Annotated in this window: 14 protein-coding genes; 12 read left to right on the top strand and 2 right to left on the bottom strand. The window is 41.5% G+C overall.

All coding sequences use genetic code 11. The features are described 5' to 3' along the window. Nucleotides 1–161 precede the first annotated feature (161 nt). The 5 genes from AB0756_RS28005 to AB0756_RS27985 all read left to right on the top strand — a co-directional run bounded on the left by AB0756_RS28005 (nucleotide 162) and on the right by AB0756_RS27985 (nucleotide 4,793). Entirely contained in the window at nucleotides 162–1,082 is a 921-nt protein-coding gene (locus AB0756_RS28005; protein WP_038072516.1) for a cytochrome c oxidase subunit II, read from the top strand. Between the two features lie 92 nt (nucleotides 1,083–1,174). Then, nucleotides 1,175–2,833, top strand: coding sequence for a cytochrome c oxidase subunit I (gene ctaD, locus AB0756_RS28000; RefSeq protein ID WP_038072518.1), 1,659 nt, complete (start codon nucleotides 1,175–1,177; stop codon nucleotides 2,831–2,833). A 100-nt stretch (nucleotides 2,834–2,933) separates the two neighbouring features. Next, nucleotides 2,934–3,536 carry a cytochrome c oxidase subunit 3 gene (locus AB0756_RS27995; protein ID WP_038072520.1) on the top strand — a complete coding sequence of 201 codons (603 nt, stop codon included), beginning with the start codon at nucleotides 2,934–2,936 and terminating at the stop codon, nucleotides 3,534–3,536. A 448-nt stretch (nucleotides 3,537–3,984) separates the two neighbouring features. Continuing rightward, nucleotides 3,985–4,269, top strand: a complete 285-nt coding sequence (locus tag AB0756_RS27990; RefSeq protein WP_050045675.1) for a hypothetical protein — start codon at nucleotides 3,985–3,987, stop codon at nucleotides 4,267–4,269. A gap of 326 nt (nucleotides 4,270–4,595) precedes the next feature. Beyond that, nucleotides 4,596–4,793, top strand: coding sequence for a hypothetical protein (locus AB0756_RS27985; RefSeq protein ID WP_137986264.1), 198 nt, complete (start codon nucleotides 4,596–4,598; stop codon nucleotides 4,791–4,793). A 136-nt stretch (nucleotides 4,794–4,929) separates the two neighbouring features. On the opposite strand, the gene AB0756_RS27980 is transcribed toward AB0756_RS27985, so the two are convergent. Next, the gene (locus AB0756_RS27980) at nucleotides 4,930–6,855 is read right to left on the bottom strand and encodes an iron uptake porin (RefSeq protein ID WP_038072525.1); all 1,926 of its coding nucleotides are present in this window, start codon (nucleotides 6,853–6,855) and stop codon (nucleotides 4,930–4,932) included. A gap of 244 nt (nucleotides 6,856–7,099) precedes the next feature. Here AB0756_RS27980 and AB0756_RS27975 point away from each other — a divergent pair, with 244 nt between their 5' ends. Beyond that, complete coding sequence (locus AB0756_RS27975) at nucleotides 7,100–7,231, top strand: hypothetical protein (protein ID WP_272899735.1); 132 nt, start codon at nucleotides 7,100–7,102, stop codon at nucleotides 7,229–7,231. Between the two features lie 136 nt (nucleotides 7,232–7,367). Here AB0756_RS27975 and aspS read toward each other — a convergent pair whose 3' ends face one another. After that, entirely contained in the window at nucleotides 7,368–8,666 is a 1,299-nt protein-coding gene (aspS, locus tag AB0756_RS27970) for an aspartate--tRNA(Asn) ligase (protein ID WP_038072527.1), read from the bottom strand. Between the two features lie 378 nt (nucleotides 8,667–9,044). On the opposite strand from aspS, the gene AB0756_RS27965 reads away from it, so the two are divergent. From AB0756_RS27965 to AB0756_RS27940, 6 genes are all read left to right on the top strand, one after another. After that, the gene (locus AB0756_RS27965; protein WP_038072529.1) at nucleotides 9,045–9,998 is read left to right on the top strand and encodes an ABC transporter ATP-binding protein; all 954 of its coding nucleotides are present in this window, start codon (nucleotides 9,045–9,047) and stop codon (nucleotides 9,996–9,998) included. A 38-nt stretch (nucleotides 9,999–10,036) separates the two neighbouring features. After that, nucleotides 10,037–10,834, top strand: coding sequence for an ABC transporter permease (locus AB0756_RS27960; protein ID WP_038072531.1), 798 nt, complete (start codon nucleotides 10,037–10,039; stop codon nucleotides 10,832–10,834). Nucleotides 10,835–10,840: 6 nt separating this feature from the next. Further along, a complete protein-coding gene (locus tag AB0756_RS27955; RefSeq protein ID WP_050045676.1) occupies nucleotides 10,841–11,638 on the top strand; it encodes an ABC transporter permease in 798 nt (265 codons plus the stop codon). A 619-nt stretch (nucleotides 11,639–12,257) separates the two neighbouring features. Further along, a complete protein-coding gene (locus AB0756_RS27950; RefSeq protein ID WP_038072532.1) occupies nucleotides 12,258–12,725 on the top strand; it encodes a DUF3574 domain-containing protein in 468 nt (155 codons plus the stop codon). Between the two features lie 223 nt (nucleotides 12,726–12,948). Then, the gene (locus tag AB0756_RS27945; protein WP_038072534.1) at nucleotides 12,949–15,369 is read left to right on the top strand and encodes a glycoside hydrolase family 31 protein; all 2,421 of its coding nucleotides are present in this window, start codon (nucleotides 12,949–12,951) and stop codon (nucleotides 15,367–15,369) included. Nucleotides 15,370–15,700: 331 nt separating this feature from the next. Next, nucleotides 15,701–18,472 (top strand): MHYT domain-containing protein, encoded by a 2,772-nt coding sequence (locus AB0756_RS27940; protein WP_038072536.1) that lies wholly within the window; start codon nucleotides 15,701–15,703, stop codon nucleotides 18,470–18,472. Nucleotides 18,473–18,524: the final 52 nt, after the last annotated feature.

Here is an 18,524-nt window from a genome sequence, read left to right as displayed (position 1 = left end):
CAGCATCGCGGAGCGTGCGCTTTGCGCTTAGCGTGTGCCTTGCACATAGCGTCTGTGCTCCTGAGATTCAAGGGAGGGCTAATAGATAATTGAAAATCAACAATTAGCAATTAGCAATTAGCAATTAGCAATTAGCAATTAACATCAACAGCTTTGTCACTATGAAAACCCGAAATATCTTAATCTTGAGCGCGATCGCGATCGCCTTAACTGCTGCTAGTCTTTGGATAGGACAACAGGCATATTCTTGGCTACCTCCTCAAGCCGCAGCAGAATCGCGACTCTTTGATGAATTATTTAGCTTCTTGGTAACATTAGGAGCATTTATCTTCCTTGGAGTCACAGGTACACTGACGTATTCAGTTCTTTTCCATAGAGCTGAGAGGTATGACACGAGTGACGGTCCTCCAATTGAAGGAAATGTAACTTTAGAAGTTATTTGGACGGCAATTCCTGTCTTGTTGGTATTTTGGATTGCTGGATACAGCTACCAAATTTACGAGCAAATGGGAATTCAAGGACCCATGGAAGCTGTTCACGTGCATATGCCAATGGGAATAGAATCAGCATATGCGGCACCTGCCAACAAGAATGCAAAAAATACGAATGCGATACCAGTTGAAGACATTGAAGTCGATGCCAAACAGTGGGCTTGGGTGTTCCGATATCCAGAAACAGGAGTGACCAGCACCGAACTGCACTTACCCGTAAATCATCGTATTCGTTTAGCAATGCGGTCAGAAGATGTTCTCCATGGCTTTTATATTCCTGCTTTTCGAGTCAAGCAAGATATTATTCCTCAACGCAAAATAGATTTTGAATTTACACCTATCCGCCCAGGTAAATACAGCTTGACCGATTCCGAATTTAGCGGTACTTACTTTGCAACCATGCAAGCAGATGTGGTTGTTGAATCCTCAGAAGACTATAAAAAGTGGCTCGCAAAAGCAGCGATGCAAAAACCATCTCCTGCCAGCAACCAAGCAGCTGCGGAGTATGCTCAAGCACTCAAAGAGCCAGTGAGATCGGGTTGGGAAACTGTAGTTCCCGCACAACCCCCTCTAGTTAATTACAGTAATTAGCTAATGGCTAATGACTAAGGGCTAATACAAGAACAATTAGCAATTAGCAATTAGCAATTAGCAACTAGCAATGAGCAATCAACAGGTATACAATGGCAAATATTTCTGTAAACGATATCAGCGTGGTTGGTGAGGTTTCTCACCATGAAGCAGCTGCATCAGATTGGAAGCGATATTTTAGCTTTAGTACTGACCATAAAGTTATTGGAATTCAGTACATTGTCACTGCTTTCTTTCTCTTTTTGATAGGTGGCATATTTGCAATGGTCATTCGTGGGGAATTGATTACTCCAGAATCAGACCTTATTGACCGGACCGTTTATAACGCCATGTTCACCATGCACGGTACGGTAATGCTATTTGGTTGGACATTCCCTGTTTTAGCAGGTTTTGCTAACTATCTTGTTCCCTTGATGATTGGGGCACAAGATATGGCATTTCCAAGACTTAATGCTGTTGCCTTTTGGATGGTACCAGTGGCAGCTATTCTCCTGATGGTAAGTTTTTTAGTTCCAGGCGGACCTGCACAAGCAGGTTGGTGGTCTTATCCTCCTATCAGTTTGCAAAACCCAACCGGTCATCTTATCAATGGTGAATTTATCTGGTTATTGGCAGTAGCCGTATCAGGCGTCTCTTCAATTATGGGGGCGGTGAACTTCGTCACCACTATTTTCAAGATGCGAGCACCAGGGATGACATTTTTCCGCATGCCTGTTTTTGTCTGGGCAGTATTAAGCGCTCAAATTATTCAACTGTTTGGATTGCCTGTATTAACAGCAGGTGCAGTCATGCTCTTATTTGACTTAACAGTTGGAACTAGCTTTTTTAATCCGGTGAAGGGAGGAGATCCCATTCTTTTCCAACACTTCTTCTGGTTTTACTCCCATCCTGCTGTTTATGTCATCATCCTGCCAGTTTTCGGTATTTTTTCAGAAATCTTTCCAACTTTTTCTCGCAAACCTTTATTTGGTTATAAAGTTGTAGCTATTTCATCCCTTGTTATTGCTGGAGTGAGCGGTATAGTTTGGGTACACCATTTGTTTGTCAGTGGAACTCCTGCTTGGATGCGGTTGCTTTTCATGCTAACAACAATGTTTGTGTCTGTACCGACTGGCATTAAAGTGTTCGCTTGGACTGCGACGATTTGGGGCGGTAAACTGCGCTTTGATACGCCAATGCTATTTGCGTTTGGTGCATTAATACTGTTTGTCTTTGCTGGCATTACTGGTATTACCCTTTCTTCAGTTCCAATTGATGTCCATGTCAATAATACGTATTATGTGGTAGGTCATTTCCACTACGTACTGTATGGCACAGTAACCATGGGATTATACGCAGCGATTTATTACTGGTTCCCTAAAATGACCGGACGTATGTACTATGAAGGCTGGGGTAAACTTCACTTCTGGCTTGCCTTCATTGGTACCAATCTCAACTTTTTCCCCATGCATCCATTAGGATTGCAAGGAATGCTGCGTCGAGTTTCTTCTTACGCTCCAGAGTATGAAATGTGGAACATTATTGCTAGTATTGGAGCCTTTCTTTTAGGTATGTCTACTTTACCCTTCATTATCAATATGGTAGCTGCTTGGATGCACGGTCCAAAAGCGCCTAATAATCCTTGGAGAGCAATTGGATTGGAGTGGTTGGTATCTTCACCACCTCCTGTAGAGAATTTTGAAGAACTTCCAATTGTCGTATCTGAACCTTACGGCTACGGTAAATCTGAACCATTAGTTGCAAAACACTAATTGTTAGCAGTTAGTAGTTAGTTATTGGTTGTGAGAAGAAAAATCCCTAACAACTAACTACTAACCATTAATCACTAATATTTGAAGGAGATTTTATTAAATGGATAGTTCCATCATTTCAGAAGAGTTACATCATGTCGCGCACGGGCATACTCACGATGAAGAAGGCAACAAAATGTTTGGCTTCATTGTGTTTTTGATCTCAGAGACTTTTATTTTCCTCAGTTTCTTTGCAGGATATGCTATTTACAAAACAACTGCCATAGACTGGTTACCTCCTGGTGTTCCAGGGTTAGAAATTAAAGAGCCTGCAATTAACACAGTAGTTCTTGTATCCAGTAGCTTTGTCATTTACTTAGCAGAACGTGCTCTTCAACGTCATGATTTGACAAAGTTTCGCATATTTCTTTTGCTAACAATTGCAATGGGATCTTACTTTCTTGTAGGACAAGCAATTGAATGGAGCCATCTCTCCTTTGGTTTTACCACGGGAGTTTTTGGTGGAATGTTCTATCTCTTAACTGGCTTCCACGGTTTGCACGTTTTCACTGGTATTTTATTACAATTGATTGTTCTTGGTCGCTCTTTTCTTCCTGGTAACTACGATTCAGGGCATTTTGGTGTCAATGCCACTTCACTATTTTGGCACTTTGTTGATGTCATTTGGATTGTTTTGTTTATCCTTATTTATCTCTGGCAATAATTCCATTGACTGTAAAGCTGTAAGCTCGCCGACTTCTTGAAAAAGTCGGCGAGCCAAGCGAACTTATTCTATCAAAAATTAATACATTCAAGTACGCTATATCTTTTCCTTTGATTCCTAAAATGCACAAAAGTGTTAACATTTAATTTTTATATTTTTAATAAATATGTATTTTTATTAATAACACGAAAAATATTAATTTATAGCCTGTGTAGTGCCCTTTTCGTTTGTATAGCTACGCCCAACGAGTGTGTAGGTGCAAGATATCATTTAACAAATAACTTAAAGAAAAATAACTCGTCGATTTCTCTTTGGTGTCCGATCTTGTGGATAGTGTGAATGTTAATTCTTCAAGAAGACTTAATGAAAATCAAGAGCGATCGCAAACTCCGATCGGAAATGCCGTAAATTGGGTAGTATCTACTTGAACTATGACCAAGGGTGCATTATGACTGAACAAAATCCACATAGAGGGGGAGACAGAAGAGAGGGAGGAAAACGCTTCCTTCCCGAACAGCCATTAACAGCAACAGAGGTAGCAACTTTTGTAGAACAATTTCAAGCGGCTACTACAGACAAGGAAAAACTTTTAGTTGTCTCCTCGTTACTAGATGCTGTAGCAAAAGATTATTTAGATAGTCCAGAACACCAGGAGTCTGGGAAAGCAATCCATAGTGCTTTTTCTCGTCTTGCTTATCTCATTAAGGAGAACGGTTCATTAAAGTCTGCTTGAGTCCATCAGCAAGTGAATCTATTCATAGTGGTTCTGGATTGACCTCAAACTGAACAGCAACTATTCCCTTGATAGCCAGCAAGTAAACTTTTGCTGGACGGTTGTTACCGTTCAGCAAATATCTTTTGTTTTCCGTGTTTTCCGTCAGTGGATAAGCTAACTTGTCCAAACAAAAACAATACGCCCAAGGATATGGGTAAAAAACCGAGAGAAATTCTGTAAGACTTAGACCTCTGGGTATTGTACCTAGGATTGATGCATGGTAAAACGAAATTTGACGATCCTATAAATAAGATTTGCATTAAATGCTTTTGAGTGAAACAAAAATGGTTAGACGGCACAGTCGGCAAGCATTGGCTCAACAAAACACTATCCTAGCTGCAAAAAACTTTTTGGTAGAAATGGAAAATGGTGCAACACTAGAGCAATTAGAGTTTATCGCTAGTGCTGCGGGTGACATTGCTCTTTTCTGGCATTTAATTGGCAATCCTGATGAAATTCCTTTATATGAAGTAGGGGGTTAGCCAGAGTATATTCTCATTATCGTGCTAAAAGTAGATATCTTATCCTCATTTTTTCTGTTGGACTTTAACATATAACTTTTTTTGTTTGTACGCTGTAAAGACGCGCTTTGGCGCGTCTTTACATATTGGCTTAAGGCTAAAATGTCAAAGTGGTACGAAGTACGCCGACTGTTGTTGTGTCGTTTCTGCTATCACCTTCTGGATTAAAGAGAACAAAAGCACCAGGGGTAATGCTGATATTGTTATTGACTTTGAGACGGTAATATGCCTCTAAATGGTAGGGAACGGCACGATCTACACCTGCATCGGCCAGTCGAGCATCACCATCGGCAGAGGTACGATAAAGTGGCTGTCCAAAAATAATGCCTGCATTATTCCCTTTTCCAAATAAATCGCTAAAGTGAAGCCCAGCCATCCAACTTGTGAAAGTGGTAGAAGCATCCACACGACCAGAAGAATCATCCACAAATATAGCTGCACCATATCCAGAAAAAGCAACTTTTGGGGAAACCCGCCACGTGACTGTACCACCAACAGAGTTCAATTGAACTGGTATTCCTAAAGGAACATTAGCTAAGGCACCAATATCACTACTCGTCAATCCCGTACCCAAGATATTGATTTCGTGATAACTGTGGGCATAGTTTAGAGCAAAATCGAGGGAATTGCTCGGTCTAAAGGTTAACTGTGTTGACACAACCGAACTACCACCAAATACACCTGCACCTAAAGGCGTGTTAGAAACCCCAGGCTGTATATCCGCACCTGAACTTACAATGTTGGCATTTGCACTACCATACAAAGCCCTTAAATCCAACTGCTTTGAGATATTAAAAATGAATCCTGCTGCTGATGCCAAACCCGAACCAGAAGTACCGCCGGAGACACGTACTACAGGGTTTAAACCTGCAAAGCGAGAAATAGACTCTTGCCCTTCACCGTAAAAAGGCGTAACTGCAGGAAAGGCATCGGATACTTCTGCTGCAGGACCAGCAAACAAAGTTAATTGATTGGCAACAGGAAAGATGTAAAGCAGTTTGTAAAGCTCAATATCGTTCGCACCGGTGGAGGTTAATGTCTTAACATCAAAACCGGGAAATTGGGGTTCAAAACTTACACGTGCGCTGCTAGCATTGAGTAGATTTGAAGCCAAACCTAAAGATTGTTGAAGGCTACCATTACCGGTTACACCACCTAAAAAGTTATGCGCTTGCAAACCAGTAATCAATAAGTCTTTGCCAGTGAAGCTGGTATTGAGGTTTAACCGCACTCTGTTCGTCAAAATAATATTGGGGTCATCTCGACCGGGAGCACCCCCTGTAGCACCAATCCCTGCAATAATAGCCTCTCCATTGAGTTTGGTTGTTATGGAAAACTGATTGGCTTCCAATTCAGCGGCACGAGCTTCTACAGCATCTACCCGACCTCGCAGTGTTGCTAATTCCGCAGTAAATTCTTCTTGCAATCTCTGCAAAGTCACTAAATCTTCTTTTCTTACCAAATCAGCAGTTGCTGTCGCAATCAGTTCATTGACTCGGTCCAAACAAGCATTTAAACCAGCCGCAAATTCATAACGAGTCAAAGCACGGTTACCCCGATAAGTGCCATTTGGATAACCGGCAATACAACCATAACGCTCTACGAGAGATTGTAATGCTTGAAAAGCCCAGTCTGTAGTCTTTACATCAGACAGTTGCGATACAGATGTAACTTGTGCCGAACTTTCTCCTTGTGAAGATTTTGAGACAGGTAAAACTGGAGATGTAGGAGCAATGGTCTGCCCTAAATCTCTATTTTCTGACTGTTGTTTGATAACGGGTAAGTCTTGTTGTTGGGATACAATAAATTCTGCTTGGGTTACATTGGGTACAATATTCCCATCAAAAAACTCGCTTGCGTTCTGAGTACTACTAATGTTAAAATTTGCTAAGTTCTCCGGATCTATTAACGCCTGTTCGTCGTCTGCTATTTTATAATTAACACTAGCTTGTACGGGCAATATTTTAGCAAACAGACACAAGAAAGTGGCTCCGCCACCGCAGGCTAGCAGATATTTCTTCATGGTAACTCCTCACAACATAGCGACAACTTAACTGTAATTATTACAAACTACAACTTAAGTAAACTCTTTGAAGATTTTACAACAGAAAGTTACTAAGGTTACTGCATTTTTCTGATGACTTGCACAAAATTTTGTTCAAAATACTTTATATTAAGAATATGTGTTGCTTGGGTAAGCCTTAATCAAGCTACTATTAAGACCGTTCCGTTTGGTTTTTTTCAAGTATTGCCTAAACCTCGAAAATATGCTTTCCAAAGAGAGCACTCTAATTTGGAAAAAACACCAAGAGATTGAGATCGGTTCTATACAAACGATCGCCCGCCTTTGCGGACTTCATATCAAGTTCATGCAGGCAGACGATCGCTTGTGTAGCTGAGGCAGCACGTTACCTAAAGCGCCTCTACAGTTTAATATGCAAATTAGATATGGAACGCAGCACCTTAGCAACATAATGTGTTCGCTGTAAGGCGAGATCGTTAAACAGTTTGGTTTTTCTTGCCCGCTTACTTATTTCAGGGTGAAATCCGATATCTATCTCTTGGATAAAGAGTTGCTTGTTTTACACTAGGAAGACTCAAGATTCGTGAAGTGAGTCTTTCTAAACCAATAGCCAATCCACCATGAGGCGGCATTCCCATATCAAACATCTGTAAATGATTTTCAAAAGATATGGGATCGATCGCACGCTGGCGAAGTGCTTGTTCTAAATCCTCACGTTTATGCAGTCTTTGCCCTCCAGTTGTAATTTCAATACCCTCAAAAAGAAGGTCAAAGCTTTGAGACGCTCCGTTGTTACCTCTAGGGTAAGTGTAAAATGGACGGGCTGATAGTGGAAAGCCAATCACAAAAAGAGCGTTTATACCAGTTTCAGCTTCTGCAAGCTGACAAAGTTGGCGTTCAGCCTCTGGATCTAGGTCGTCTGTTAAGTCAGTGCGATTGTAAAATTGATTGAGTCGCTCAAGACACTCTTGAAATTCCCAAATAGGGACTTTCGTCATTTTCGGCAAAAGCTGAGAGCGATATCTTTTGATGATATCCCCGTAATTCTCATTAAGCATTTCAAAAATGTAAGTCAAGAGTTCTTTCTCCAACTGAATAACCTCTTCGGGTTGCTCGATGAAGCCTAGTTCAAGGTCTAGAGAGTAATATTCTGTGAGATGACGGCTACTCGCGTGGGGTTCCGCACGGTAAACATGACCCGTTTCAAAAACTCTTTCCAATCCAGCTACCCCTTGCTCTTTATAAAACTGGGGACTTTGAGCAAGGTAAGCAGAACGTTCAAAATATTTAATTTCAAATAAATTCGTCCCTCCTTCTGTTCCACCAGACACTATTTTGGAGGTGACAATTTCAGTGAAGTGCTTTTCCCATAGAAATTGACGAAAATAATGCAGAATTGCTGCTTGTATCCTAAAAATATCGCCAACGCTGTGATTGCGAAGTGATAGAGGACGATAAGCCAAAATTGTGTCAATGCCAATTTCAGAAATGTCCTCCGAAGAATTAAAGGGAAGACAATGAGAGACTCGATTGAAAACAAAAACTTCAGTGACTTCTATCTCAAAACCCCTGGAAGAACGAGAATCGGGTTTGACCCAACCCTTAATTTCAACTGGTTGATCGAGTTTTAAAGAGAGCGATCGCGTATATGCTGAATCTGCAACACACTGAATCTCTCCGCTACAGTCTTTGAGAATAATAAAAGTTGTTTTCGCCAGTTCTCGAAGACGGTATATCCATCCCCGAATGAAAACCTGTTCTGAAACTGATGGGTTAAGAGAATCGATCGGTACCCGTTCCTTATTTACCATATGCTATAGTCCGCAAAAAACTACAAATGACCATCAAATGAGGTTTGTATTGTTTAATTGCTGGAACCATAACAACGGCGGTACCATCCAGCTTCCACAAACTTAACTTTTTTGCTTCTCAGCACAAGAATGTGGCACTTAATTGCTGCAGTGTCGTTGCAGTGACGTTTCGCGCTACTAATGCCTATCTCAACAGTTTTTCACTTCTATTGGATTTCCTGTTCGAGCGAACCTCTCAGACGGGTCTTTCGTCTTCTACGAGTTTAATGAATTTTAGCAAATTTTTTGCTAAGTGCTGCTATTCATAATTCCGAAATCACGTTAAATCTTGTTGTATTACAATTGTAGCACAAAGCCGCCGGAAGAGGTTTATCGTAGATGGCAGCCTTAGAATTAGAAAATTTACGCAAAACGTTTACCCTGACTCCCGGTTGGGGACTCAACAAAGTCCGTAAGGAAATTGTCGCAGTAGATAATATCAGTTTAAGCGTTCCTACAGGTCAAGCGATCGCTTTCATCGGTCCCAATGGTGCGGGAAAATCCACCACTATCAAAATGCTAACGGGTATTTTACACCCTACGTCTGGAACTGCAAGATTGTTAGGTCTCAATCCCTGGCGCAATCGTCGCGAACTTGCTTATCAGATAGGAGTTGTCTTTGGACAGCGATCGCAATTATGGTATCACCTTCCGCCCCGTGACACTCTCGAGTTATTAGCCCGGATCTATAATATAGACCGCCACGAGTACATAAAGCGCCGGGACATACTCGTTCAACGTTTTGACCTCTCACCATTTTGGAACATTCCAGTACGCAAACTATCATTAGGTCAGAGGATGCGAGCGGAAGTTGCAGCCAGCTTACTCCACTCACCGCGATTGTTGTTTCTTGACGAACCAACTATTGGTCTTGACGTTATTGCCCGCCAGGAATTGCGGGATTTGATCCGTGAGTGGAATCGCAATGAAGGTTTAACTGTATTCCTCACCAGTCACGATACGGGTGATATTGAACGAGTCGCGCAACGAGTTGTTGTAATCAATCACGGGCGAGTCGTACTCGATGATGAAGTGACAGCTATGCGCCGTCAGTATCTTGAATCGAAAATTCTCAGTGTAAGGTTTCATCACTCGATTCCCGATCTAACCATACCGGGTGTCTCCTTCATGCAAAAAAGTGAGTATGCTCTCAAGCTAGAGGTTAACACCCGCATCACTCCAATCGAAGCAGTGATGAGCCAAATTCTGCAAGCAGGTTCTGTAGCCGATATTGCTATTGAAGACCCTCCTTTAGAAGAAGCGATCGCGCACATTTACTCTCAAAAATTTTAGATCTGAATGGGTCTAATTGATACACGCAAACTTGTAAAATGAACAGCCTGAATAAATATATATGGATTGGCTTAACAGCCGCTCGTTCCAACCTTGCTTACATAGGAGAAGTAGCATCTAGAGGGCTTTTTCTCTTTGTAATACTCTATATTTTCCTGCAACTTTGGCGCGTTACTTATACAGAAACAAATGCCGAACAATTGGGAGGGTTAACGCTCTCTCAAATGATATGGTATTTGGGTATTACTGAGTCTATTGTGCTTTCAAATCCGCCAATTGCTCAAGAAGTAGACCACGATGTCAGAACAGGAGCGCTAGCAATACAACTGATACGTCCCGTATCTTACCCCTTATATAGATTGTGGACAACTTTAGGCGAGCGAATAGTCCGCTTCAGTTTGAATATGGCAGTAACAGTAGGGCTTGTGTTGTTATTTGTCGGATTCATCCCCATAAGTTTGACAGGTTTATTTTTGTTTCTACTAGCACTGCCACTAGCATTTGTGTTGGATTTCTTAGGAACCTTTTCAGTTGGCTTAGCAGCTTTTTGGCTGGAAAATACTTCAGGGTTAATGCTGATTTACAGCCGAATTATGATGATTTTAGGTGGAATGCTTCTTCCTCTAGATTTATTACCCGAGCAATGGCAACCTTTATTAAAAGCTCTGCCCTTTGCCAGTATTTTATACGGTCCGGCTCGTTTGTTTGTCAATCCCGACCTCACTTTTGCCAGTGAACTATTACTCAAACAAGGTATCGCAATAGGTGTGTTGGGTTTATTAGTGACTTGCGTGTATCGTACAGCAGTCAAACGCATTCATGCCAATGGAGGGTAAGGGAAAATGTTATCAAATTTACTTTCTTACTTACAATTAGCAGCAGCATATGTTCGCCTTAACTTAAATGCTCACTTGGAATATCGTGGGGCATTTATCACCCAAGTGGTAGCAATGATTTTAAATAACACCATATGGATAATATTTTGGTGCTTGTTCTTCACACGCTTTCCGGTGCTGCGAGGTTGGACAATACAGGATGTTATAACTCTTTGGGCAATGTCATCAGCAGGTTTTGGTTTAGCTCATGCTATCTACGGTAATGCTTGGTTACTCACCAATTTAATTGTCCAAGGGCAGTTAGATGTGTGGATGTCATATCCCCGTACTCTTTTGCCGCATTTGCTTTTGGGTCAGATGAATGCTACATCTTGGGGAGATTTGTTATTTGGGTATGGAATTTATGTATTCTTTGTCAAGCCAGATATCATACATTTTCTGATGTTTGCTGTCTTGACAGTTTCAGCAGCCGCATTGTTTGTAGGTTTTAGCGTTCTGACAGGAAGCTTGAGTTTTTACTTAGGTAATTCTGAAGGGCTGACCCAGCAATGGAGAAATTCTTTGATTACCTTCAGTACATACCCACCGACTCTATTCGAGGGTTGGGTTAAAGTACTACTATATACATTAATTCCTGCTGGTTTTGTTAGCTATTTACCTGTTACCGCTTTGCAGGAGGTATCTCTGGTACAGGCTTTGCTAGCAGTTGTTGGCTCTACTGTAGTCTTGTTAATAGGAATAGGTGTATTTTATTGCGGATTGCGTCGCTACTCTTCTGGAAATCTGTTGAATATGCGTGGTTAGAGATTGCCAAAAACTAAACTATCTATTTTGTGGGATGGGTGGAGTATCCATCCCTTGTTTTGAATCGTCGAGCTACCTTCGATATCTTATTTAGCGTTGCTCATACTACTTGTCGCAATTGATAATTTACTCGGCAAAATCAGTTCAAAACATTACGAAATTTACTATTTTTCTTTGTATATTAATATAGTTGGCCGAGATAGAATATTATTTTATATCTATAAAATATTGGTTTAATTGTTTGTGCCAATACTAATGTTAAAATTGAGAATTTAAAAAGTATGATTGCTAAAAAATGTAGACATAAGATCGCTAAAACTTAAGCATTAACTGCATATTCTATTTTATCTAAGTAGGTAGGCACAATTAAACCGAACTATATAAACTTATGTAAAGTGTCACAAATGCTTTAAAGATTAAGCTTTTAAATGATTTACATTTCTTAATGTAGTTGTGTTTTTTAGCGCCCACCTACTTAATTAGTCAATATAGAAATCTCAATTGTCAGAAAAAATCCTGAAAGAATACGTTATGTTTATTTCGCTTCTTGACTGGATATTGTTAATCAAGCGAGTCTCCTCCGGAGACTCTAAGCGGACGTTTATATATAGATAACGTTATGAAATTCAAAATATCCTACAACACATATGGATTTATTTTAGGCATTGGACTCATTTTTAACTGTGCATTAGCAATAAGTATATATCAGAAATCTTCTGACATAGAAACTTACATAAATAGCTTTTGTAAGAATCAGTTGAATGGAAAAAGTTTTACGAGAACCGAGCTATTGTTTGGTTTATCAAAATCAGACGGCTCAAGGGTGAACGAAAAAGAATTTCAGTTTTTCATAGACAATGAAGTTACACCTCTTTTTCCTGATGGGCTAACCTTGTTAACTGGTAAGGGTCAATTCAAGAATTCGCGTAAAATAGTTGTCAAAGAAGGGTCGAAGCTTTTAATATTACTTTATCCTTTTAACAGTGACAGTAACCGAAAAATTCAACAAATTCGACAGGCATATGTAAAAAATTTTCAACAAGAGTCTGTGTTGCGTGTTGATGAACTATCATGCGTATCTTTCTAATAAATCAATCGATCGCAAGATTTTGATATTGTTACCTTCGTTCACGTTGAAAATGATGGGTATGGCAAGCAAAAGTTAGCAGAGTTTATTGCTGAAGCTTGTACTAAATTTGTGGAGTTAACAGCAGCATTATAAAAATTCTGCCATCAGTAGGTTTATGCCCATAGGTTGAGTGTACTAAAGTGGCAATTGTTTTTAGATATACATCTACCTTGGAGGGTGCATGCCCCAGTACTTTGGAAAATTGCCGACAACTGACCAACCTTGGACTACTATTGGTAGGGTACAATCTGTCAACAAGAGCGATGCTGCAAAGCAGCCGCTTCGCGAACGCGTTATTCACCTAGAGTGTGGTGAAGCCCGTGTTAGTATTAGCGTACTCGCATCCAACTTGCTACGAGTGCGGATGTCCCCAACTGGTGAATTTCAACCCCGTCGTCCTTGGGCGGTAACACTGGACGACACAGAATGGACAAATGTACCTTTCGAGGTAAACGTAACAGATAGTGTTGTAGAAATTGAAACCGAGCAAATACGCGTGAGCGTACAGAGAGAAAAATGCCGTATAACCTGCTTTGATAAAGAAGGACGTCCCTTTGCTCAAGATACAGAGATGGCAATGGGTTGGCGATTGGGAGCAGTCGCCGCATGGAAACACATAGAAGCAGAAGAACACTTTTACGGATTTGGCGAACGCACTGGATTGCTGGATAAACTGAGCGAAGTCAAAACCAATTGGACGGTTGATGCTTTAGACTACAGTACCCAAACTGATGAAATGTATCAGGCAATACCGTTTTTTATAGCCTTGCGTCCCCAACTTGCATACGGTATTTTCTTCAACACCACTTTTTGGAGTCAGTTTGATATTGGTGCAGAAGCACCGGGTACCTTAAAAATGGAAACTCGTGGGAGCGAGTTAGATTACTACATTATTTACGGTCCTGAACCTGCAGACATTCTTCGCACTTACACCCAGTTAACAGGTAGAATGGCACTACCACCAAAATGGTCACTTGGGTATCACCAATGTCGTTGGAGTTACGAGTCAGAAACTATAGTACGGGAACTAGCGCAAGAATTTCGATCGCGTCAAATTCCCTGTGATGTCATCCATCTTGACATTGATTACATGCGGGGTTACCGCGTGTTTACCTGGAGTCCCAACCGCTTTTCCGATCCTGCAAAACTGATTGGTGACTTGGGACAAAACGGTTTTAAAACCGTGACCATTATAGATCCAGGAGTGAAATACGAGCCAGAAGCCAATTACCACGTGTTTGACCAAGGGATAAAACACGACTATTTTGTCAGAAAAGTGGATGGACAGTTGTTCCACGGCTATGTTTGGCCTGAAAAATCCGTGTTTCCTGACTTTTTGCGTTCTGATGTGCGTCATTGGTGGGGAGATTTGCAAAAAAGCCTGACTGATGCAGGCGTTGCGGGAATATGGAATGATATGAACGAACCAGCCATTGACGATCGCCCTTTTGGGGATGGTGGAAATAAAATTTGGTTTCCTCTAGATGCACCTCAAGGAGGGGATAAGGAAGACAAGGGAGACAAGGGGGAAGGTTCTACCGTGTCTCCCTTGTCTACTTTGCTCTCACATAGAGCTACTCACGCTGAAGTACATAATTTGTATGGTTTGTCAATGGCGAGAGCGAGTGCAGAAGGTTTGCAACGGTTGCGTCCCAATGAGCGTTCTTTTGTGCTGACTCGTTCTGGTTTTGCAGGAGTGCAGCGATGGTCATCGGTGTGGATGGGTGATAATCAGTCGTTGTGGGATCATTTAGAAATGTCCCTACCAATGCTGTGTAATATGGGGCTGTCTGGAGTAGCTTTTGTAGGATGCGATATTGGTGGATTTGCAGGTAATGCCACAGCAGAAATGTTTGCTCGGTGGATGCAGGTAGGAATGCTCTACCCCTTCATGCGAGGTCACTCAGCTATGAGTACAGCACGCCACGAGCCGTGGGTGTTTGGAGAACGTACCGAGAAAATTTGTAGAGAATACATCAATCTACGTTATCAACTGCTACCCTACCTTTATACCCTCTTTTGGGAAGCAGCAACCACAGGGACTCCTATTTTAAGACCGTTACTCTACCATTACCCCAACGATCCCAAAACTTATACCCTTTACGACCAGGTTTTACTCGGTTCTCATTTGATGGCTGCACCTGTTTACCGTCCTGGAGTAGAGCACCGTTCCGTATATTTGCCTGAAGGAACTTGGTATGATTGGTGGACGGGAGAGAGCTATCACGGTCCGGTTCACATCCTCGCTCATGCACCATTAGAAACAATGCCTCTTTATGTCCGCGCCGGGGCAATTATTCCCATGCAGCCCGTGATGCAGTATGTCGATGAGCGACCGCTAAACCAATTGCGATTGCGTATTTGGCATGGTGCTAGTGAGTTTACCCTTTATGAAGATGACGGACATACATTTGAGTTTCAAAAAGGAGCTTTTGCAACGACAAATTACCGTGTTTTTGCTAATGCAGAACACACAATTTTAGAAATTGAAGAACGACAAGGAGAATGGATACCACCATCCCGTGAAGTCATTGTTGAACTTGTTGGAGTGGGTAAACAACAATTTCAAGATGATGGAAAACCGCGTACTTTGAAATTTTAATAGTTAGTAAGGGCGCAAGGCTTTGCGCCCCTATACTGATAATTTCTCTGCCAGTTGCATAAGTTCTGTTTGACAAAAAAAGAATTTATGTAAAAATAACATATGTGATAATAATAATACATTGTATTAGAATCGATCTCAAATTTATTTCTAAGCTGCGTCTACTTTGAAATCCATAGTTTTTACCTTAGAGAAAAACTCAAGTTTTCGATCTGGGTTGGGTTTTTCTGTTTGCTATAGCCTCAAATCTTGCTCTACCTGAAGCAAACAGATTGAGAGTTTCATGCATCTATTTTTAAAAAACATTTAAAAACACCTAGGAGATGCAACGATGTTAAGTAGCACCTATGACCAAGGTTTAGTGGCGCTATCGATAGTGCTGGCAGTACTTTCATCCTATACAGCCTTAGACCTAGCCGGAAGAGTGAGTGCAGTGGAGAAAAGGGTAAGGCTGGCTTGGTTGATTGGTGGTGCAATTACGATGGGTATTGGGATCTGGTCAATGCACTTTGTTGCCATGCTAGCCTTTAGTTTACCAATACCTATCGTCTATGATGTGGGAATTGTTGTATTCTCAATAACGCCCGCGATCGCGACTTCAGCAGGTGCGCTTTTTCTTGCAAGTCGTCGGTTTATGAGTATGAAGCGATTGCTCACTGGCGGTGTATTAATGGGTTTAGGAATTGCATCTATGCATTATATTGGTATGGCAGCGATGCGGATGGATGCCTCTACTCACTACGATATCCTATTGTTTGTGCTGTCAGTTGCGATCGCGATCGGCGCGTCAATAGCAGCGTTGTATATTGCCTTTCAATTCCGCATACAAACGAGTAAAACAGGAAGATCGTCTCGGATTTTCAGTGCGATCGTTATGGGGGCTGCTATCTCCGGGATGCACTATACAGGAATGGCGGCAGTTTCTTTCACACCAACAAAAGTTGTGAGTTCAGTCTTAGCAAACCGGGTTGTGCAATCTTCTCTCACTTGGCTTGCGATCGGCATTGGCATGGCTACACTCGTTGTCTTAAGTGTTACACTGCTGACATCATTTGCGGATCGACGCATAACATCTCAAACAACTCTTCTGAAACAACAAGAAGTTGAAGCGCAACGATTGCAACAATTTACAGAAATGACTCTACGCATTCGGCGTTCTCTGAAGTTGGAAGATGTTCTCAATACTGCTGTGAGTGAAGTGCAGCAAGTATTAGGTGCCGATCGCGCTATTATCCGTCGGTTGAATCGTGATTGGAGCGGTACCATTATTGCTGAATCCGTTGCTCAAGGTTGGATTTCTACTTTGGGTCATACAATGGACGATTCTTTTTGGGAACGTTATCTCGAATCTTATAATAATGGTCGAGTTTGGGTTATTGATAATATTTACCAAGTGGGTTTTGCTGAGGAGCATCTGGCGATTTTAAAGCACTTTCAGATTAAAGCTTATATAGCTGCACCTATCCTACAAAACGATCGACTTCAGGGTTTACTTTTTGCTCATCAGTGTTCTAATGCTCGGATTTGGCAAAAGTGGGAAATTGAATTGTTTCGACAACTCGCAGTTCAAATTGGCATTGCTCTAGAACAAGCAAGTCTCCTCCATGAATTACAACAAGCGCAGGAAGTGCTGCGGTTACGCGAGCGTGCCATTGCTGCTGCTAGCAATGGTATTCTCATTACCGCTCCACTACAGGAAGATAACCCCATCGTCTTTTGCAATGCAGCATTTGAAACCATGACGGGTTACTCACTAGAAGAAGTATTGGGGCGTAACTGTCGCTTTTTACAGGGAGAAGGCACAAACCCTGCTACTGTAAGAGAAATCAACAATGCCGTGAAGCAAGAGCGGGATTGCCAAGTTGTTATTAAGAATTATCGCAAAGATGGTACCCCTTTCTGGAACCAATTGGCCATTTCACCAGTGCGAAATGCCTCCGGGCAAGTTATAAATTTTATTGGGGTACAAGCGGACATCACAGAACAAATGCAGGTACAAGAACAATTGCGGCTTAGTAAAGAAAATTTACAGAATCAAGTCGTAGAATTGTTAAGTGATGTTGAAGAAGCGTCTAGAGGTGACCTGACCGTGCATGCCCAGATGAGTAAGGGCGAGATTGGTATTGTAGCCAACTTTTTCAATGCTATTATTGAAAGCCTGCGCCACATTGTGATTCAAGTAAAACAAGCCGTTCAACAGGTGAATGTACTTGTAGGGGAAAACTCACAAGCGACGCGTCTGTTGGCAGATGATGCACTCAAACAAGCGGATGAGATTACTCGTACCCTAAAATCTTTAGATGAAATGGTACTTTCAATTCAAGCTGTAGCAGATAGCGCCCATAAAGCAGCAGTTATGGCACGTACTGCATCAACAACTGCAGAAGTTGGTAGAGATTCAATGGAGCGCACAGTTGATAGCATCACGAACCTACATTTGACTATGGCAGAAGCTGCTAAAAAGGTGAAACAGCTTGGTGAATCATCTCAAAAGATTTCCAAAGTTGTGTCTTTAATTAACCAAATTGCCTTGCAAACCAACGTAATATCAATCAATGCTAGTATTGAGGCAGCAAAAGCAGGTGAGGAAGGTCAGGCTTTTGCAGTTGTGGCAGAAGAAGTTGGGGATTTAGCTGCTCATTCAGCTCAAGCGACGGAAGAAATTCAACAGATTGTACGAAATATACAGATTGAAACTAGTGAAGTTGTGAAAGCTGTGGAACAAGGCATGACACAGGTTGTGGAAGGCACAGATTCAGTAAAAGATACCAAGCAACAGCTTGAGAAAATTTTAGAAGTGTCTCGTGAAATTGACTTGTTAGTACAGTCTATTTCCCATGCAACAGTATCTCAAGCGCAAACTTCGCAAGAGGTAGCGTCTTTGATGAAACAGATTGCTCAAGATTCACTTCATACGAGCGATTTCTCTCGCTTGATGTCTAGTTCCTTGGAAAAAACTGTAGACGTAGCACAACAGTTACAAGCTTCAGTCACTGTGTTCAAGACCGATCCTGAGGAAAGGCTGAGTGTTGAACCTTTGGAAGCAGCAGATATTGCTCAGTCTTCTGGTCGGGATTCTGTTGTGTTAAAGATGACACAATAATCAAGGCGAATGAAAAATTAAGGTAATAGAAAATTGAGGCGAATAGAATTCG

The organism is Tolypothrix campylonemoides VB511288_2, from assembly GCF_045999855.1.
GTDB lineage: Bacteria > Cyanobacteriota > Cyanobacteriia > Cyanobacteriales > Nostocaceae > Scytonema > Scytonema bouteillei_A.
The sequence above is the reverse complement of the archived record's forward strand: the minus strand, read 5'-3'. Positions and strand labels throughout refer to the sequence as shown.